The organism is Pseudomonadota bacterium (genome assembly GCA_039193195.1).
Classification (GTDB): Bacteria; Pseudomonadota; Gammaproteobacteria; order Steroidobacterales; family JBCBZW01; genus JBCBZW01.
The window spans coordinates 78,126-97,671 of record JBCCWS010000009.1 but is presented as its reverse complement, the minus strand read 5'-3'; the positions used below and the strand labels follow the sequence as shown (position 1 = coordinate 97,671).

Sequence of the window (19,546 nt, the reverse complement as noted above, 5' to 3'; positions counted from 1 at the left end):
CCTCTAGTGCTCATTGGGCACAGCACGCATCGGCGACGGTGTCGCCGTAGCGCCGAAGTAGGGTTTGATGGCGAGGGGGCCGGAGTGGTTTGAAGTGGAGGCCGATCTTGAGCCGACCCCCGGGCACGGTGCGAGGATTTCGGCAGGTCGGCGAGGCACACGCTCGGGCTTGTACGGGCTTGCAAGTCCGTTACGCGTGAGGCGCCTCGGCCCTCGCCAGTAGGGGTTCACGGCGCAGCGGCCGTTCATCGATAGGGAGGTGGATGAGCGTCGCGAGGAGAGACAAGCCCACACCCGTCCACCAGACGAGATCGTAGGCGCCGATCTTGTCGTAAAGGTATCCCCCTAACCACACGCCGCTGAAGCTGCCGAGTTGATGGCTGAGGAAGACGATACCAAACAGGGTCGCCATGTAGCGTGGCCCGAAGACGCGCGCCACGATGCCCGAGGTGAGGGGCACGGTGGACAGCCAAAGCAACCCCATGGCTGAGGCGAACACGAGCATGCTAAGGCTAGTCTTCGGCAGCAGCAGCAGCGCCGTGATGGCCACGGCGCGCAGGGCGTAGATGACCGCGAGACCGTGGCGCATGGGCCACCGCTGGCCGGCAAGCCCCGAGAGAATAGACCCGGCGATATTAAACAGGCCGATCAGGGCAATCGCATAGGCGCCGACCTGCGCGGGGAGTCCTAGGTCTTTGACGTAGGCAGGGAAGTGCACGGTGATGAAGGCCACGTGAAAGCCGCAGACGAAAAAGCCCACGGTCAGCAGCAGGTAGCCGCGGTGCTTCAAGGCCTCTCGTACCGCCTGTCCCAGGGTCTGAGTAAGGGCCTGGCGAGAAGCGCTCGCCTCTGGTGTGTCGGCAGGCGGCAAGAGCCAGGCGGCAGGCACCACCACGAGCACGAGGCTGGCGAGTATGACGAGCGCGGAGGACCAGCCATGGGCGCCGATCAAGGCCTGGCTCAACGGCGAGAACAGCACCTGCCCCGCGGAGCCAGCCGCGGTGCCCAGGCCGAGCACCAGGGTCTGTCGATGCGTTGGAACCACTTGCACCATGGCCGCCAGGGCGATGGAGAAGGACGTGAGTGCGATGCCCGTCCCCGTGAGCACTCCGGCCAGCAAGTTGAATCCCAAGGCAGAGCTTGTCATCGCCATGCCCCACACGCCAGCGCCGTACACCACTGCCCCCACGGTGAGCACTCGTGACGGGCCGTAGCGATCGGCCAGGGCACTGGCGAAGGGTAGCACCAAGCCCCAACACAAGTTCTGTAACGCCAGGGCCATGGCGAAGGTCTCCCGCCCCCATCCTCTCGCGGCCGTCATCGGCTCGAGGAACAGCCCGAAGGTAGAGCGCGCACCAAACCCTACGGTGGAGATCAGGCAGCCGGCCAAGATGATCACCAGGGGGCGGCGAAGGAGTTGGGTCACGGGAATGCTCGTAGCGCTCAGCCTAGATGACGCCTAGCGTAGCGGATCGTGAACGCTCCCTCGACCCGTGCCGCGCGGACCCGTTTCCAGCATCCCGCTATCGCTGGTCCCAATCCCGTTCGAGGGCAGTGAACGTATCGTCCTTCTGGGCCCATAGGGCGGACAACCACGCCTGGAAACGGGCGCGAAACTCCGGATCCTGAGCGTAGTCTCCCTTGTGCATCCAGGGCTCGACGGGCACCTCGCGCACGTCGACCACGACGTCGTTGATCTTGCCAGTGAATAAATCCCATAACTTCCTTCGGCCGCCCGGGTAGACGATCGTGACATCGAGCAACATGTGGAACTGCTCACCCATCACCGACAGGGCAAACGCGACGCCACCGGCCCGCGGCGGTAGCAGGTGCGTGTAGGCCGCGTTTGCCTTCGCCTGCTTCTCGGGTGTGAAGCGAGTGCCCTCGACGAAGTTGATGACCGTGGTCGGCACCTCGGCGAAGCGCTCGCACGACTTGCGCGTGGCCTCCAGGTCCTTGCCGCGCAGGTGTGGATGCTTCTCGAGGAACTTGCGCGAGTAGCGCTGCATGAAGGGCATGTCCATTGCCCACCAGGCCAGCCCTAAGAACGGCACCCAGATCAACACCTGCTTGATGAAGAACTTGAGAAACGGGATGCGCCGGTTGAACACGCGCTGCAACACGACGATGTCGGTCCAGCTCTGGTGATTCGAGACGACGAGGTACCAGTCATCGCGGCGGAGCGCATCTACGCCCGTAATGTGGAAGCGTGTGCCCTGCGTTGTCTCGAGCAACCAGTTGTTTACGGAGATCCAATGCTCGCCGCAGGCCATGAGCAGGCGGGAGGTGAACTGGCGCACCGCGGCGAAGGGCAGCAGCAGGCGGACGATCGCGCCGAGCATGATGGGAATGAACCAGAAGACGGTGTTCGCTGCTAGGGCGACGAGCGCGATGACGCCCTTGATCTGCTGGAACATCGGCGCCTTGTCTTGCATTAGGAGTAGCGGCAAGTATGCCTGAGTGTAGCCCCGCGTGCCGCCAGGGCCGAGCTTCTCGGCGGCGAAGCGCCGGTCAGCCGTCGCGCTTAGGGCTACGTCTGGGAGGGTGCACAACCCCACTCCCGCCAGGCGTCGAGACGCCTATTGATGTCAGGCCGTCTGCTTCGCCAGCAAGCTGCCGCCGCGAGGCGCCAAGCGCGGCGCGTGGGTCCGTGGCGACGACAGCGCGAGCGCGGACTCTCTCAAGGCCCATCGGCCGCCTGCTCCCAACACGGAAGAGCGAAGAGAAGTCCCTCAGGGACGATAGACGTTTGGCGATGGTACCAGCGCCACGCCGTGTCGTTGCGCGCACTCCCGGGCGATAAGGTACGATGGCCTCCATCGTGATAACGGAGGATCCGCCATGACCGCTTACCTAATTGCTAACGTAAAAATTAACGATGACTCCTGGGTGCCGGAGTACGCGGCGAAGGTTCACGACATCGTCCACAAGCACGCGGGCAAATACCTGTCCCGCAGTGGCAGCATCACTCCTCTCGAGGGCGATGCCCCCGATGTCAGCCTGATTGCTTTGCTGCAGTTTCCGAGCGTCGATGCCGCAAAGGCCTTCGCCAGCGATCCCGAGTACGCGCCGTTTATCGCCTCCAGGCAGGCGGGGACCGCGAGCCAGTTCTACATCATCGACGACGCCGACGCGGCCGGTACAATCCCCTACCTGCCTAAAGGCTAGGCCCAGCGGGTACCTATCGGCGCGCCGTTCAGTCCTTGGTACAAGTGAGCATCTGAATGTACGGCGCGCCTGATCCCTGCTCGGTCGACTCGCCGTTGTAGTCGTACTTCTTTTTCTTGGCCCAGTGGTGATCGCCCCCGGGGGCAGCGACCACCTCCGTTTTGTGCAGGGCCACCTCGCCGGAAAACTCATGAAGGTGCACGCGATTCTCAAGATCGGTGAGAGGCGCGCCGCCGAAGGTGGCCTGATCGCCGAGCGCCGACCCCACAAGGTAGCGACCACGCATGTCGTCGTTCGTGCTCCAGCCCTGGGGGCAGCTGTCCCGGTTCGGGAAGAACGCAACCAACCCTTGCGCAATCGGGGCTGGTTGGGTGGGCGTCTCGGTCTTCAGGCACAGCATCAAGGTGAAGTAGGGCAGTGATCCTTCGGCGCCATCGGCGGGCCCTGCGATCGTCCTGTTTTTGGTGTTCCCCGGATTGGTGTTGCAGCAACTGTGCGATGCGGCGACCGCGCGCTTGCCGATATCGACTTCCGTGCTGAGCCCGTGCTGGTGCGTGAGCGGCAGTCCGAACTGTTCTACCGCCGGCCCGCCGCCCATGCCGAGCGGAGTGCCGCCCTCCTGCAGCGGCACGACGAAGCGGCCATTCGCCGCATCGAAGGACTGCCAACCATTAGGGCAGCGGTTAGGTGCACCGGGTACCTTTGGCGACAGCAGCACGGCCGACCCGCGCGGCATGGAATCGACCGCGTCGGTGGCGCCCTGCATACACACGGGCATCTGGATGAGGGGAAGGTCACTGTTGCTTGCGTCCGTACTGCCGTGGCTGTGGTACTTCTTCGCCTTGCCTAAATCCGTGCCCGACCCGCCGGCCGCCGCGATCACCTTTGGCTTCACGCGCATGGTGAGCTCGAAGTCGTGCTGATGATCCGCTAGCTCTCGACTCTCGAGCGGCTGTCCTGCCGTCTCGTCGGAGCGGTTGGGGTTGTTGACGACCAGCGGTGCGACGCCGGCGAAATCGGCCGAGTACGACCAGCCCGCGCCTTGGTCGCAGTCGTCAATGCCGTCGAAGAAGGCCACCGTGCCAAGCGGTGCTTCAGCTAGTCCAGGGGGGAGCACTGAGGCGGCGACGAAGAGCACGGTGGCGACGAGTCGCCCGAAAACGGTTGTGTGTACCTGCATGTGGATCACCTGCCTGTGAGTGGGTCGATCTAAGGCCGTTTGGGGCACACGGGGCGCTGATGGGGTGGGCGCAGTCATCGCTCATCGGGACGATGAGCGAGCCTCGTGAGCTCCTGCCTATTTCGTACGTAACCCGGCGCACAGAACCTTCACCGTTTGGGTCAGGTCCGGCTATCGAGTAGCCAGGCAGGGTGCCGGCAGCGCGCTGGCGTTGGCTTCCGGGTGCGGTCTAGCTGTCGAGCGGAATGCGGATCTTTTGACCGGGATAGATCCGATCGGGGTCCTCGATGATGCCTCGGTTGGCTTCGAAGATGCGCATGTAGGCGCCGGCGTTGCCGTAGTAGCGCTTTGCAATGCCGCCTAGCGTGTCGCCGCTGACGATCTCGTAAATCTCCGACTTCTCTTCGGGCTCTATGGGTACGGCAGTGGCCGACTCGGCCGTGGGCGCCGGCTGCTCAGCAGGGGCTGTCACGCGCAGTTCGTCGGCGACCACCCTCTCGACACCCTTGATGTTGCCAACGATCAACACTGCAGTATCCCGGGTGCTCTGGTTTGCGCAGTCGCCGCAGAGGGTGGCGACGCCGTCGTCAAATTTCACATCGAGATGCTTGATCCCCGAGAGCTGGATATCCAGGTCCTGGCGGATCTTCTCGGCGGCTTCGGCATCGGAATTGAAGACCTGGCGGCCCACATCCCTTACGAAATCGAGAAGGCCCATAAGCGTGTGTCCCCGTGTAGTGACTGTTCCATGATCATCGCAGTATAGCCTTCCAGTGTTCGCCCCGAGTGTTGCGAACTGCACGCGCTAAGGCGGCGACTGTGAGCGTGCATCGATCACGTCGAACAGGAAGTCCACCAGCTCGTCATCCTGCCAGTCGTCCAAGGCATCGCCGACCTGGATCTCCACCATGGAGCGTCCTTGGCCGTTGGCGTACACGCGGTCGAACAGCCAGGTCTTCTGCGCTTGTGCTACTTGCAGCGTCAGCGTATGGAGGGCCTGCGGCGCGATAGGGAGTGTCAGTTGGAAGCCGCTACTCTGCACCGGATGGGCGATGGCAGCATCGCCGAACCGTTGAGCGAAGCACTCGGACAGGCGCTGCGCTCGGGCGTGAAACTCGCCAACCCTCGGCAGGTAGTTCTTTAGTCCCCACAAGGCGCTCAAGACGTAGGGGAACGCGGTGTACAGATCCCCCGCCAACCTGCTGCGCCATACGCGCAAGCTGCTGATGAACTCCGCGTCTGCGGCGATCACGCCGCCTGCCGCTGCGCCCAGCATCTTGTACAAGGAGACGTAGACGCTGTCGCCGAGATCGGCTACCTGGTCGTAGGGCTTGTGCCAGTAGTGAGCGGACTCCAGTAGCCTGGCGCCGTCGATGTGGAGCGGCACCTGAGCCTCCTGTGCGAAGGCCTGGAGCGCGAGCAAGGTCTGCCAGTCGGGCAGCCGGAAGCCTGCCCTTCTTACCGGAAGCTCGATGCAGACCGTGCTCAGCTGGTCAGCGTGTGGCGCGAGTCGGGTGATGTCCTCGTCCCGTATCGCCTCGTTCTCGCTGCCGAAGGCCACCGCTTGCAGCCTAAGCAGCGCTTGGTAGGCGTCGGCTTCGTCAACGGCGAAATGAGACTGAGGGTGAATCGCGATGTGCTGTCTGCGCGAGCGGCGAGCGTATTCGAGTAGGGCCGCGTACTGGCCCACGCTGCCCTTGTGTACGAACAGTGCCTGCTCCTTCCCAAGCAGATCGGCCATTGTTCGCTCGAGCAATTGCATGGCGGGTCCGTCGCCGTAGCAGTCCACCTCCAGGTCAACTTCCGGCACCTGTTCGATACGTCGCAACCACTGCCGGTGGGTCAGTGGCTTGTGTCGAGTGACGAAGCGCGTGCATTGCTGCGCCAGGGGGTGGCCGAGCAAGGCTCCGGTGTACATGCGTACTTCCTTCATGTGTTGCTTGAAACAGCATCGAACGACGATGCGCTAGGGGCTCACTTGCGCGGGCAGCGCGTGCTGCCGGTATCGCGCGAGCGCATCAACCGCGGGCATGACGCCCCGGCGAGGCGGCATCAGTAGGCTCCGGTACGCGTCCCCGGCGATCCAATCTGGCAGTACTCGCGCCAAGTGACCTTGTTCCACTGCCTGGAGACAAAGGTAAGCCGGCAGGGCGACGATCCCGTGGCCTTCGCGTCTGACGGCCTTTGCGCCGGATGCAACTACCAGTCGAGTGTTTCAACTACTCAAGTTACAGGACAAGCGCTCTCCTCGTAACCGCAGCTACTCCGCTGGACCTGTCTTCGGACCCTCTTGCGCAGAAGACGACTCCTCCACCGTAAACAGCACCCCCGTCGCCTTGCGAATCTCGCGCTTCTTCGCCTTCAGTTCGCGCCGCGCCCCCACACACGCTTGCGATCGGTAGCGTGCTTCCGTGCGACCGCACGCGCGAGCGGTCCGCTCCTCCAGTACCAGCTGCTCCTCGAACAGGGGCACGCGCGGATCGCTCAGCTCGGACGCGCCCTCGCCCTCGGGCGCCAGCGCTAAAACGACGGGGTTTGGGAACAGGTTTTGCCCCGCGCCCGAGGCAACGTCGACGAGCATCATGCTGGCCGCGACGCCACCAGCAATGGGTAAGGAAGCTGCGGCGAGCGTCCCCGCAGCGCCGGATCCGCCAAAGCCCAAGGTCACGACTTCGCCGATCATGGCCCCAGTTGCGGCGAAGCCGGCGACGGTCAGGCCGCCGCCTACCACGGTGTTACCCACCACGGTGCCGCTTAAGGAGGCGCGTCGGGTGCTGTGCAGAATGAGTAGCTCTACAGGCTTATAGCCCTCATGGGTAATGGTGGCGATGAACTCGTCGGCGCGTGACCTGGCGATGGCGCACGGGGTGCTCGGGCAGTCTGCGGGCTTCCCCTCGGTCATCTTGGTGATCGTGACCCGCGCTCCTTGGGGGATCGTGTCGACGAAGAAGTAGTCCGTCGTGCCGCGGTTCACCGTCGTGCAACCCGCGAGGGGTATCACGAGCGCCGCGAGCACGCAGACCCGAGTCGCACGCCGTCCCGAAGGCTTCGGTGGGTCTATCTCAGGGGGAGGTTGGCGAGGTCTCATCGGTCGAATCGCCTCCAGTGGCGCCTGCGATCAAAGCGAGAAACACGGTCACCACCTGCGGCGCCACATTGAGATTGGCGCCGCTCATCGCGTCGATCACGCTCCCTGCACCGTAGGTAGCCATCCCTGTCAGACTACTTGCGCCGCGCAGGCCGACCTGACCGCTCTGCGGCGTGCCGACGACCACGTGACTCCCAGGCGGCAGGCCGGCGATGAGCGTGCCAGGGACGAGCACGTCGTTGCTCGTGGTCGCTGACGATACGATCCGATAGCTGATGGGTCGGTACCCATCGAGGGACACGGTGATGCGTCCGCTCGCGCGCCGGGGCACCTCGATCGAACACGGCGTGGCGTCGCAGCCGTAAACGCCACCAGGTACGTTGACTGATGAGTCGGATGTGGGCACGGGGATATCCGACGTCACCGTCGCTCCTTCAGGGAAAGATGCAATCGTGAGCGTGTCGGTGGTGCCTCGCACGACCGTGGCGCACCCCCCGAGAGCGGGCAGCGCGAGAGCGATCAGGGTGGCTCTGTACAGCATGCGCGCATACTGACGACACCGGGCCGGCAGATCAACCGATCCGTGCTGCCTGTTCACCGCCATGAACGGCGCTCTCGCGGCGCACAGCGTGCCTAATGAAGTAGATAGTTCAGGGTGGCGACAATGGGTGTGCGCATTGCCGCCTTGTCGATACGCGACACGGAAGTCCGGGTTGAGGGCTCGATAACGTGGGGTGGGCAGAAGTGGTCAGGGCGAAGGCTGCTGGCGCGGCGGCCCTGCAGAGCAGGATGACAGCGATGGGCAGCGCCTGTCGCCGCATTCTGGCGCCAAGAGGGCAATGTCGTACTCGCCGCGTACCTGCTGAGTTTTGCCAGGATTCCTCACCCGCTCGCTACCCCAAACCGGTAGGGGCGCAACCGGTGACACAAGCTCCGCCCCTTATACGCCACTAACCTTTGGCTGGCGGTGTGTCTGTCAGCCGTTGGATGCTCTCGATCCCGGCTCCGGCGACTCACAATGCTCGGGCGGGAATCGATTAGCGCGCTTAGGAAATTCAAAAAAAGCACTGTGCGTAAGCAACAAGAAAGGGAGAAATAAGGGCAATGAACGCTCTGAGGTGTACAACCAGAAAACGCATGCTCGCCGCGGCACTCGCTCCGCTGGCACTACTCATGACAACGATGGATGCGCGAGCCGTGGAGATCACCATCGACCCGGGAGGTCCCGGTGTAATTAGCTCTTTCAACGAAGACATCACCAGTGCCATGACGGCGGCCGGCTTGCCCACCAGCGCTGATGGGGCCAGCCTAGACATCCGTGTGCTCTACGCCGATGGCAAACAGGTCAGGGGCGCCAGCTTTAATTTCGGCCTGAATCTCACTTACGCGCTGCCGATCTCTGGCGGGAGCATCCTCAGGGTGGGGCTGATCGATGAGTTCGGCGCTGTTGTTTCCGAGCAATCCGGTGGCGTCAGCACCTTTGGCAATTCAGTGATTTACCGAAGCGGCTCGTCGACGCAGTACGACATTCCGCACAGCGGCTTGTTCTTCAGCGTATTGTTACCGACGGGAGGGGCCAGCCTTACTTCGGCGTCCCTGAACTTCGGCGCTGACTTCCTAGAGGTGATTGGGCCGACTGGAATCGCGGAGCCGGGCACCGTTGCCCTCCTCGCCCTGGGGTTCTTTGGTATCGGCTTGCTGCGCCGCCGGCGAGTCATTTCTACCTAATGTCGTAATTTGGGCGCGTCGGCCATGAGCCGGCGCTCGCCCTTCAGCAAGTGCTCGCTTCGAGGCACACGAGCCGCCGGGTCCGCGCCTGTGCTGTCGATTTCTTCGCAGGCACGGAGCCTGCTCTGATCGTAGATGCAATTTGGCCCGGCCGGGCACGCACTACGACCGCGAACGCCGCGGAGCCGACTCAATTGAGCGCTGGAGAGTTCAGCCTTTGCGCGACCGACTTCTAGCCCACCCTGCGCTACGATGATGAGACCCCCGATCCGTCAACGTCGGTGACTGCGCGCCTGTCGAGATGACCTGAGATGCACGTCAGGTTGAAGTAGGCGATTGCATTAAATAGGTAATGTGTCCATCGCTCGTGCTGCACTGGTATTGAGCGATATCGCTAGCTGCGCAAGTCACATGGCGCACCGGCACCGGCGGGAAGTCTGGGTGCGACGGCCGTGCGCCAAGAGCCGATCTGTTCAGGCCAGGGTTGGACCAGCCCCTACGCTGCGTACGCGTTCCCGCGCTCAACGAGCGCCGATGCTGCACTGCGATTTCGTTGCCTACTAATGAAGAAGCTCGCTTATCCGTGGGGGCACTGTTGCGCGGGCTGATGTTGGCATCAGCAACCGTTATGCGGTTTGGGGAACCATCCTGGGATCAACATATTCTATGGTTTTATTAACAAGTTTCACTTGTAAGGGATGACCTAGGCCACATCGAGGCTACGCGTCGTGCCCTTAACAAAGAACGATGTTGATGGAAAGGGGATCGCTCCATTTTGGAGCACTCAAATCCAAGGGGAAGGATATGAGCAGCGAACTCGACGCCTTACTACGGAAGCCTGTTTCCGAGTGGTGCCCAGCTGATTGGCGCCGGTTCAATGAAGCGCGGCCTGCACTAATTCGGGGCGCCATCGTCGGGATGGCGAATACGGCGAGCAGTTACACCTCCGCGGCGCAGCGGGAGGAAATCGTCAAGGCGTGTCAGCGCCTAGTCAAGGCGCTCGATGTGGATGCGATTCTGCGTGTCGCACTGGCGCGGATACAACAGGAGAATCGACCCCAGGCCGACCAAGCCAAGTTCCTGGGGATGGTGAGCCGGCTCTTCTACGAGAAGATCACCAAGCAAATCGTCTCGACGTCCGGTGAGCACTGGGGCGCGGACGACGTCGTCTTTATCCAGGGTCCACTGCTGGGGTCTCGTAGCGATTTGCTGGAGCGAACGCTGGCCCGATATCGCGACGGCTTCCCGGGGGCTGACATCGACGTCTTCGAATGCTTCAAAAGACTCCTTTGGTCAACGCCGACCGTGCAGCGACTGCGCGCCTGCCCGCCTCCGATCCGAAGTCTGGACGACAAACCCTCGCCCGAAGAGGCCACCAAGCGCCTGTTCACTTTCGTGGTCGTGAGCGTGATCCATCAGCTGCACGAGAGCCTGTCCTTCTCCGCTCCGCCCATTCCGCTCGCGGAGTCATCCACTTCGGCGCCGCAGGCTCCGTCCACCTCGCCGGGCGGCAGCGTCGTCACCTATCCGCGCGCGAGCGTTGCATCGCACAACAGCGCAGATGCTCGCATCAAATGGCTGCTCGCACGCCGCTCCCCGGAAGACCGGCGGCTCTATGACCTGACCGTTCGTGCGGGCTTGGCGTACCACGAGATCGCGGAGCTCTTGCGACGCCCCACCGCCGAGGTGAAGGCGCAGTGGGAGGCATTGAAGCGCTTTCTGACGGAGAACTTCGACAAGGATGGGGACATCTAGAGCGGCTGCGTACCCGCCGCACGCAAACGATTTTCCAGCGAGACCGACCGCAGATCGAACTTCCATGTTACGCCTCCGCTGACGACCAGTACGCTGATTATTGTCGCGGGCGCAAAGGCAGTTAGTTGGCTTGAGCGACCGCACAGCACTTCACCTAGGGAGACCGTAATGACACTGCCGCCCGATCAACTTGAAGCGCTTCTTCGTAAACACCAAAGCGACTGGACCACGGAGGAGGCAAGACTAGTTCGCTCCCAGCAAGCGTCTTTGATGCTGGATGCTGTCGAGTCGCTGGCAGCGCCTTGTGACCTACTCATACCGAACAACCGTCTGGAATTCGTGTTCGCCGCCTGCAAGCGCCTTTTGCGGGAATTAGATGAGCACGTGATCTTCCGCTGTTCGCTGCAAAGGCTCGTCGAAATCGATCTGGGCGAAAGGACCGCAACCCAAGCCCTGATCGACGCCATCGCTGGCAACATCTACGACCAGCTGCTCAAGCGCGTGGTCGCCAGTCCGGGCCGTGATTGGTCGCGCGATGAGATCATGTTCATCCGTGGCGTCTACATGGTGAAACATCGATTGCTGATCGAGAGGTTACTCTCCCGTTACGCCAACGCCCTGGCAGGTTATAGTTTTGATCTGGGCGCGTCGTTTAGGCGTCTACTCTGGTCGACGCACACGGAGCAACGATTTCTCTGCTACGTAGGGCCCATGGGGGCTGCCAGTCACGGTGGTCCCGCCGGTGTACCGTCCGACGCTGCGGAGCGTCGCTTCCACGCCTTTCTATTCTCCCAGCTCGTGGACTACCTGAACGACGAGCTCGTGTTCGCCGCCCACGATCAACTGCCCGAGTCGGATGCAAGCTTTGGTGTAGTCCTGTCGCGCTTCGGTTCTGACGACTCGATCTACACGCGGCCAGAGTTGGCCGCCGAATACGCGAATGCATTCGAGCGTCTGCGGTACTTGGTGCGACGGCGTTCCCTGCAGGATCAGAAGCTGTTCGACCTGTTGATTACTCACCGAATGGACTATCGACAGATCGCCGAGGTCCTCGACAAATCAGTAGAGAGCGTACGCATGCAATGGAGCAGACTGCTGCGCTACCTGGCCGAGCACTTCGATCCGAGCTAGTTGGCACGGGATTTCACGTTATTCGTCGGTATCTGCGCGCGCAGGGGTTGCGCGCCGTATCGACATGAGAGGAGCCTCATGGAAACCAAGGGTAAGTCTGTGCAAGTGACTGCACCTGTCGAACGAATCATCGAGCTGCAACGAACACGAGGGCTATGCTTCTGGGAAGAACTTGCAGATGACGAGGATCAGGAGTTGGCGGCGCTCGCCCGCGATGCGATGGAGCTTCGAGAGCCAGTAGGGCTAAGGGTGAAGAGACTAGCGGAACTCATCGGCGCTAAGGAGTGTGCACTTTACAAGCGAGATCCGGCATCTTCCGTGCTGCATATCGAGGCCTTCGGCGGACTGGTGACGCACTGGCTGCCAGTCGAGGTCCGCGATAGCGGAAAAGGGCGCTTTGGTATGGCTTCACCGACCGCGGATGAGTGCATCGAGATCACCTATCACGGACTGGAGTCTCGCTCTCACGTCATGGCTGACACACCTCCGTTTCAGACCTATCGGGACGATGAGGATGGTAAAGAGGCCCCGGCCTGCCAGGTGCTAGAGGCGCGGGCCTACGTCAACGGGGTGACGAGTGCGTTGTTCGTCGCCACGGTGCCGATCACCGCGAGAACGTCCGAGGCTAGATGCCACCAGGAAGAGCTCGTGAGAGAGTTTTTCCAGATCTGGCTCCATGCGCGTGAGTGCGTGGAAGCATCGCCCGTGGCAGACGCGCCCAGCGTGCTGCCGCGCATGGCCTGCTCGCCCAATGATTTTCTCCACGAGTGGTTGGGGCTGGTGGTGCAGCAGCTTTCCCTCGAGGTTGGGCCAGCAGCGAAGTTGCTCGCCACCCTGAGCGTGGGGGAGCTGAGCGAGAACAGCCTGACGATTGCGGCGTCTTATCCGCAGTCATTGATGGAGTCGGACAAGCGTTTGTTCTGTAAGGAGGCGTGCGACGGACTGGTCCCGCTGGCCGCCGAGCGCGGTGCGCTAGTCGCTCCGAACATCGTTAAGGGCGCCGAGCCCATGAACTACTTCAGGCTCTGGGACGACGCGAAGAGTAGCTTGGTCATCCCGCAGCGTTTGGGCAGCGAGCAGCTGTTGGTGCTCAGTATCGAGTGCAGTGACGTCAACGCCTTCAACTCCACCAGTATACGAATGCTGCGCGAGGCCCTGCGTGGGTTCTGTCACTCCTATGAGCGGGTGCTCGAGCGCCTGCGAGGCGTGATCATGCAGATGTTGGAACTGCGCGAGCCGCAGGGCTTGCTGCAGTACATCGCCAAGAGTGCGGTCTTTGCCAGGGAGGTCGATGTATTCCCCTATTCGCGGGCGGCGGGGAAATTCTCCCCAGGCTATGGCACCTCTCATCACTTTAACCCTGAGATCACTCCTAGGGACGACGGATGGTCGCGATATGTGGTCGACCACATGCGACCCGTGTTCGTTGAGTTGTGCGGTGATAGAGGCAAGGTCTGGGAATGGAAGGGGGCTTGGCAGGAGATCGACGCGAAGGGGCGTAAGGTCAACGAGCGGGTGTTAGATCGCGACCAGGTGGGCGACCTTGGCGTGCCGATGATGGCCACAGGGCCGGATGGCGCAAGTCAGTGCTGTGGTGTGATCTGGTTGAAGTCAGACACGCTGCATAAGCCAACACCAAAGTGGTTGGAGTGGATTACTCACTTTGCCCAGCGAGCAGGGGAGACCTTGGACCGCTCGAACGGGACGCGAAGTACGCCATGAGTGAGGGTGCACGAAGCGGTGCCGTTTTCACCGACGCCACTTACCGTGCGCCCACCAGCGCAAGCGAGTTGCTTGCACGTTACCGAGAAGGCGAGCGCTACTTCGTGGGGGCTGAGCTCGATGAGTGCACGCTCGCTGGCTTCTCGCTGGACGGCGTGAACTTAACCCATGCCTCCCTCCGTGGAGCCGATCTCACGAGGATATCGCTGCGTCATTGTCGCCTGGTGGAGGCGTCCTTCGAGGGCGCCTCACTGGGCGGGGCAGTGCTCAGCAGTTCCACCTTGAACAGGTCCACCTTGCGCGAAGCCGATCTCAACCAGGTGACCGCGTGGGATGCGAGTCTACTGGCGGTCGACCTACGCGGTGCATCGCTCGTGGAGGCCATCTTGGGGGACTGCAACCTGTCCGCCGTCGATCTGCGCGAGACCTTGCTCACCGGATTGCGCCTCGGGGGCTGCAACCTCGCGGCGTTACGCCTGGACGGTGCGCGTGACCTATCCACCGTAGAGCACTTCGCTCGTTGCGCGCTCGATGTGCCGACGATCGAGCGCCTTGCCGCCGAGCACGAGGCGTTCCTCGCCGACTGTCAGGTGCCCCGCCAAGTCATAGGGGCCGCTCTCTCGGCTGCCGTCGGCGCAGCCTACTGCGATTGCTTTATCTCCTACTCGCGCCAGGACCGAGCCTTTGCGACTCACTTGCAGGAGACGCTGCAGCACGCCGGGGTATGTTGCTGGCGCGATGAGCAATCGCTGCCCGTGGGCTCATCCCTACGCACCGAAATCTCGCGGGCTATTCGCGCACGGGACAGGGTGCTGTTGATTTGCTCGACCGCTTCCCTGCAGAGCACGTGGGTGAACAGCGAGCTCACGACCTCCTTCGACGAAGAGGCGCGCCGCGGGGAGCACATCATCTTGCCCGTGTTGCTGGATGACTACCTGCTTAAGGACTACATCGGTGCCTTCGCTGCGGAGCTTCGCGATCGCCACGCTGCGGATTTTCGCGAATGGGCTTGTGACCCCGAGTGCTTCTCCAGCGAGGTGAATCGCCTGCTAGCAGCGCTGCGTCAGGATCGGGTGGGAACGCAGTAGCCTGAATCGCCCGCCAACGCCGCGCGCGGTACGGCATCGTGATCACCGCAGCCGTTCGAGCGTCGTTCAACGCGCGTGCGTTGTGGTGAGAGATTCCGGTCGCAGCGTACACTAGTGAATACGGGCCTCTTGGTCCGCGGCATTGCCAAGCGCAGGTGGCGCGGGCAGCTCTCTGGGGCGACCAATCGCTCGACAGTCTTCATCGGTACTCATGTAGGTTCGTTTGGTGAACGAGATTTTCGGCTCTTGGCTAAGCCTGACCCTGGCTGCCACGGCGTTCACGACTACTCGCGAGTACCTTGAGTTGCGCGTGGACGTACGATCCACAAGCGAATCGGCCGGTCGCTCTCGACGGCTTCTTTCCACCGCGTCAACACTTCTGTTTGCGGCTGCTGGAATGGCCATTGTTGGCCCCGACGCCTTAGGGGATTGGTCGGTCTGGATTCTAGTATTCGCGGCCGCGTTCAGCGGGGGGTGCTATTGGTTGCAGCGCGAGTTGAAATCCCGTGCTAGCAACGGCCTCTCCGTGGCTACCGTGCAGAGCGTGCGACGGCTCGGTGTGTTTCTACCGGTCTTGGTGTTCGTATTCCTGATGGACGACGGGTTTCGACTTGAGCAGATCTGGATTCCGATTGTGTTGACGTTGCCAATACTTGCCGTTGCCTGGAGCGGGAAGCGTCAGGGGGCGCCAAAGGGCCATAGATGGCTTTCGTTTTTCTCCCTTTTGGGCGCGGTTTTCGTAGGCGGTGCACTGAAGATCCTGGACACGCTCATGATGGATCTCAGGATAGAGCCAATCTCGTTCATGATTGCGACCAACACAGTTGCAGCCGTTTTGGGGATTTCGGTGTTGCTTGCACCTGCAACCTCCCGAGGGTTTGCCGCAGCGCCACCCAAGCCATCTATCAAGCAAACGGCACAAGCGATAGCGATTGGTTTGTTTAACTTCCTGGGTTTTGGTTGCTATCTGCAAGCACTGACGGTCGGTCCGCCCGCGGTGATCGTTCCGATGGTTGGGCTTAGCGGGGCGTTGATCGTGGCGATCGACTGGTCAATGCCGGCAAAACCTGATCAACCGCCTCAGCGGAAGAAGGCACTGGCGTTACTGCTGATGACCACAGCAGCTCTTGCGTTGGTATTGGCGACTACGGTTGCAGAAGGATAGGCGGAATGCGCTGTACAAAACTGGGGATTTGCTGTTGGATCTTCTGCCTTGCTCTCCCCTCTATGGCTAGCGCTTGCGAAGTGCCTACCAGGTACATCGGCTCATCTGACAGTCCCGATGCGATTAGGGGTCTCGTCAATGCGCTGGAGCGACAAACGGGATTCTGTCATGAGGCCATAGAGTTGGACTACGAGCAAACTGGGCAGGTGCTCACTAAGGGGAAGCTCGATAGTAGGGAATTTTCGCTCGTTGTATCGCCCCCGTATCGATACGTTGCAGCGAAGAGACAGTACCCCGCCATTCCAGAGCCAGTAGCCAGCATCGAGCGCTTCGGCGCAACGCACTACGGTACCGTCCTACTTTCTACCGTAAGCGTGCCGACCTTTGATCAGCTCCAAGAGTTGACGTTCGTGTACCCAGATGAGAAGAGTACCTCTGGCTATCTGGCACCGCTCGTGTTGCTCCATGATGAGGTAGCAAAGCTCAATGTCGCCAAGCTCAACAAGAGGCGTTTGGGAGATGTAGAGGAATGTGTAGAGCTCAAAGCCTCGCATCGAGGTGCGCTTACCTGCGCCGAGCAAGTTCAGGGCTTTGCGGCCCTGTCTTCCGAGCGATACCACCGAAAACCGGGGCAGCCGAAGTACACGGAGCTGGCGCACTACCGGCCGCTTCTGCACGGTCCTGAGGACATTCCCTTCGATCCGATTATCATCCTGCCAGCGGCGGACGAGGTCGTCGCAGGCTACCGTGAAGCGCTTACACGGCTGATTTCATACTCTGATGAGCAGTGGAGAGAGCTTGATGAAGGCCAGGCGGAGCCGGCAGATGGAGCAACCGAAAGCTCAACTTCAACAATCTCGGGTCTGCGCATTGCGAACGATGGGGACTATGACCCAGTGAGACGGATGTCGGCTAGGCTCGATCTCATTCTAAACGACAACAAGCTAGCCCACCTTCGCCTAGGGGCTTCGTTGGCTGTACAGCCTCAGTCTGAGCGTGCTAAACGAAAAAACTGGGAAGGGCTCCAGCGGCTCTTGTACTCTCGGCATAACATCTTCCTCGAGCTTTCGAAGACATACTCAGGTAACCGAGGGTCACGTGGTTCGAGGTCAGAGGAGATTCGTGATGAGTACGATGACATGCTAGCGGATCTCGATAGTGGGGAGATAGACATAGCAGAGTTGCCTCCTATCCCAGCGGGTAAGGCAATAACGCTTGGGCACTGCCCTGTAGCAATGCCGGTGTTCAGAGAGGGTGCCACTGACTACGAAGCGATTGTCATTGGGAGGCAGGATAGCGATGCGAGTTTTCCTCCCGATCCAGGGGATGGCGTAAGAGTGGCGGCAGTCGGTCCGCCGGAGAACTTCGCTTCTGCTTCGGGCTACGCTTTCCTCGCAAAGGCTCACAAAGACATTGATAGTTCGCGATACACGTACTATAGCGCGCCGTACGAAGTTGTGGCGTCCGTTGCTGACCCAGATAATGGCGTGGAGTTCGGATACATCGCACGATTCCGCTTCGACGATCTCAAAAGCAGATTCACCGGCAAGCAGGCGCTCAAGGTGGTTACGGGTCAGACGGTAAGTATCCCCAACGGCCTGTATGTTCTTCGCAGTGCTTTGAAAGACAATTGTGAGGAACTCTCCGAGGCGTTACTCCAGACGTATCTGGAGCATGAGTCCGCATTGAGTATGCAAGTGGGTTTGGCCGAGGCCAAAAAGGACGATAAAGACACGCTTATGAACACCTACGAGGATACCTACCCAGCAGACTTGTCTCGTTTCCTGGGGTTACTTGCGGCTGCACTGTTTGTAGGAATCGGAGCGGCGACATTCGTGCTTGCGCGCCCGGACGCAAAGCGCCCAGGCAGCGTGACCACTCAACGATCCCCAACAACCCCGTAGCTCGCGGGCACGCCATCGCCGGGCGTACTCTGCTCGATGAACTCGCGTAAGTGCTGATTGGACGTCTCCAGATCCTCAGCGCGCAGATACATCATGTGGCCGCTGCGGTAGCCTTCGAAGCGCATCCGATCTCGGAGCCGTCCACTGCGGTCGAGGTTCCACAGTACGTACTTGGCTGAGAAGTAGTCCGTGGCGCCATCGTAGTAGCCGGACTGCACCATGACGTTGAGGTAGGGGTTTTGCGCCATGGCTTGTCGTAGCTCTTCGGCGACGTTGGTGTCTTGCCCCTCCCAGGGGCGCACGGGTCCGAACAGGTAGTACTGGAGGTCCGTTTTGAACTCGAGCTCATCACGCAGGTAGGCGTTGATGGCGGGCGCGAAGGCGTGATTCCACGAGATGAGCTCCGGTGGGTAATCGTAGGCTTCGCCGCCGTTTTCCCGGTCCAAGCCAAGGTAGCGCGAGTCCAAGCGTCCGATCGTGTACCCCTCCTCGCGCAGCAGCTCCTTCCAGAAGGCCGAGGCCGGCACGGCGAGGTTGTAGTCGAGCACGAAGCGCTCCGACAGCCCGGAATAGCGCGCTACCTGCTCAGCCACTTGGCGGCGCTCATCCTCGTCGATGAAGCCCCCCTTGGCCGCTACCGGCAGGTACTGCTCGATCGTGAACGCCTCGACCTGCGCTAGTACCTCCATCAGGTCCTTCGCTTGCAGAGCAGGCTCGAGCTGGCCGTGATAGTGCGCCGCTGCGGCGTAGTAGGGCAGCTTCAGCAGCGTGGAACGGGGAGAAGGACCCGTCGCCTCCAAGCCAAGGCCCGTCGGGGAGACGAGGATCACGCCATTCAAGTACATCCAGTGGCGGTTCTGTAGTTCGCCCGCAAGGCCTGAGACACGCGTGGTGCCGTAGCTCTCGCCGATCAAGTACTTTGGCGAGCGCCAGCGGCCGATGCGCGATACAAAGACGTCGATCCAGCCGGCCAGGTACTTGACGTCTGCCTCGACGCCGAAGAACGTCTCGCGATCGACGCTCTCGTCCAGTATGCGGGAGAAGCCGGTATTGACGGGGTTAACGTAGACGATGTCTGCTACATCGAGAATCGAGTGGGGGTTGTCGCGTACGCCGTAGGGCTGCACCGGGTAGCCTTCCTCGTCGATCATCAACACCTTGGGGCTGGTGTATCCCAGGTGCATCCAGAGGGAGCCAGACCCCGGCCCACCGTTGAAGGAGATGAACAGGGGGCGCCGCTCTCGCGCATCGACGTCGCTACGCTCATAGAAAGTGTAGTGAAGGGCAGCGATAGCCGCATCTTCATCGCCATAGACCGGCTGAGTGCCGATCGTCACGCGATAAGGCACACGGTTGCCTCGGATCTCTACTTCGGCCTCTCGGGTCTGCGCACTGTCAGCAGGTAATTCACGACGAGGAAGCTCTGCGGACGCCTTCTCCTCGGTTCCCTCATTGGGGGCGCTCTGGGTGGCAGTCTCGGCGCCCAGGCTGAGGCTCATGATGCAAAGGAGCGCCATCGCGAGCAGAGAACAAAGGGCTGTTGGAAGGGGTAATGGCCATGAGTTTCGCGGCTTCATTGCAGTTCCTATGGTGGTTGGAGCCCCAAGCGTGCTTCGA

At 61.4% G+C, this 19,546-nt stretch carries 16 protein-coding genes; 8 read left to right on the top strand and 8 right to left on the bottom strand.

Annotated elements, in window-relative coordinates:
* Positions 1-190 precede the first annotated feature (190 nt).
* Entirely contained in the window at positions 191-1,426 is a 1,236-nt protein-coding gene (locus tag AAGA68_10510; protein MEM9385483.1) for an MFS transporter, read from the bottom strand.
* A 97-nt stretch (positions 1,427-1,523) separates the two neighbouring features.
* Complete coding sequence (locus AAGA68_10505; GenBank protein MEM9385482.1) at positions 1,524-2,435, bottom strand: acyltransferase; 912 nt, start codon at positions 2,433-2,435, stop codon at positions 1,524-1,526.
* 406 nt (positions 2,436-2,841) lie between these two features.
* On the opposite strand from AAGA68_10505, the gene AAGA68_10500 reads away from it, so the two are divergent.
* The gene (locus AAGA68_10500; GenBank protein MEM9385481.1) at positions 2,842-3,168 is read left to right on the top strand and encodes a DUF1330 domain-containing protein; all 327 of its coding nucleotides are present in this window, start codon (positions 2,842-2,844) and stop codon (positions 3,166-3,168) included.
* Positions 3,169-3,196: 28 nt separating this feature from the next.
* Here AAGA68_10500 and AAGA68_10495 read toward each other — a convergent pair whose 3' ends face one another.
* From AAGA68_10495 to AAGA68_10475, 5 genes are all read right to left on the bottom strand, one after another.
* Positions 3,197-4,348: a hypothetical protein gene (locus AAGA68_10495; protein ID MEM9385480.1), complete on the bottom strand. Its 1,152-nt coding sequence runs from the start codon at positions 4,346-4,348 to the stop codon at positions 3,197-3,199.
* A 229-nt stretch (positions 4,349-4,577) separates the two neighbouring features.
* The gene (locus AAGA68_10490) at positions 4,578-5,066 is read right to left on the bottom strand and encodes a BON domain-containing protein (protein ID MEM9385479.1); all 489 of its coding nucleotides are present in this window, start codon (positions 5,064-5,066) and stop codon (positions 4,578-4,580) included.
* Between the two features lie 87 nt (positions 5,067-5,153).
* Entirely contained in the window at positions 5,154-6,266 is a 1,113-nt protein-coding gene (locus tag AAGA68_10485; GenBank protein ID MEM9385478.1) for a beta-eliminating lyase-related protein, read from the bottom strand.
* 342 nt (positions 6,267-6,608) lie between these two features.
* Positions 6,609-7,322: a hypothetical protein gene (locus tag AAGA68_10480; GenBank protein MEM9385477.1), complete on the bottom strand. Its 714-nt coding sequence runs from the start codon at positions 7,320-7,322 to the stop codon at positions 6,609-6,611.
* An 88-nt stretch (positions 7,323-7,410) separates the two neighbouring features.
* Complete coding sequence (locus AAGA68_10475) at positions 7,411-7,977, bottom strand: hypothetical protein (protein MEM9385476.1); 567 nt, start codon at positions 7,975-7,977, stop codon at positions 7,411-7,413.
* A gap of 632 nt (positions 7,978-8,609) precedes the next feature.
* On the opposite strand from AAGA68_10475, the gene AAGA68_10470 reads away from it, so the two are divergent.
* The 7 genes from AAGA68_10470 to AAGA68_10440 all read left to right on the top strand — a co-directional run bounded on the left by AAGA68_10470 (position 8,610) and on the right by AAGA68_10440 (position 17,929).
* Positions 8,610-9,164 carry a PEP-CTERM sorting domain-containing protein gene (locus AAGA68_10470; GenBank protein MEM9385475.1) on the top strand — a complete coding sequence of 185 codons (555 nt, stop codon included), beginning with the start codon at positions 8,610-8,612 and terminating at the stop codon, positions 9,162-9,164.
* Between the two features lie 918 nt (positions 9,165-10,082).
* The gene (locus tag AAGA68_10465; GenBank protein MEM9385474.1) at positions 10,083-10,919 is read left to right on the top strand and encodes a hypothetical protein; all 837 of its coding nucleotides are present in this window, start codon (positions 10,083-10,085) and stop codon (positions 10,917-10,919) included.
* A 168-nt stretch (positions 10,920-11,087) separates the two neighbouring features.
* Positions 11,088-12,050: a hypothetical protein gene (locus tag AAGA68_10460; GenBank protein MEM9385473.1), complete on the top strand. Its 963-nt coding sequence runs from the start codon at positions 11,088-11,090 to the stop codon at positions 12,048-12,050.
* A gap of 78 nt (positions 12,051-12,128) precedes the next feature.
* The gene (locus AAGA68_10455) at positions 12,129-13,772 is read left to right on the top strand and encodes a hypothetical protein (protein MEM9385472.1); all 1,644 of its coding nucleotides are present in this window, start codon (positions 12,129-12,131) and stop codon (positions 13,770-13,772) included.
* Positions 13,769-14,860 carry a toll/interleukin-1 receptor domain-containing protein gene (locus tag AAGA68_10450; protein ID MEM9385471.1) on the top strand — a complete coding sequence of 364 codons (1,092 nt, stop codon included), beginning with the start codon at positions 13,769-13,771 and terminating at the stop codon, positions 14,858-14,860. The genes AAGA68_10455 and AAGA68_10450 overlap by 4 nt, the downstream gene beginning before the upstream one ends.
* A 226-nt stretch (positions 14,861-15,086) precedes the next feature.
* Complete coding sequence (locus AAGA68_10445; protein ID MEM9385470.1) at positions 15,087-16,025, top strand: hypothetical protein; 939 nt, start codon at positions 15,087-15,089, stop codon at positions 16,023-16,025.
* A gap of 5 nt (positions 16,026-16,030) precedes the next feature.
* Complete coding sequence (locus AAGA68_10440; protein MEM9385469.1) at positions 16,031-17,929, top strand: PhnD/SsuA/transferrin family substrate-binding protein; 1,899 nt, start codon at positions 16,031-16,033, stop codon at positions 17,927-17,929.
* Here AAGA68_10440 and AAGA68_10435 read toward each other — a convergent pair.
* Complete coding sequence (locus tag AAGA68_10435) at positions 17,905-19,428, bottom strand: carboxypeptidase (GenBank protein ID MEM9385468.1); 1,524 nt, start codon at positions 19,426-19,428, stop codon at positions 17,905-17,907. The two genes, AAGA68_10440 and AAGA68_10435, sit on opposite strands and share 25 nt — an antisense overlap.
* Positions 19,429-19,546 lie beyond the last annotated feature (118 nt).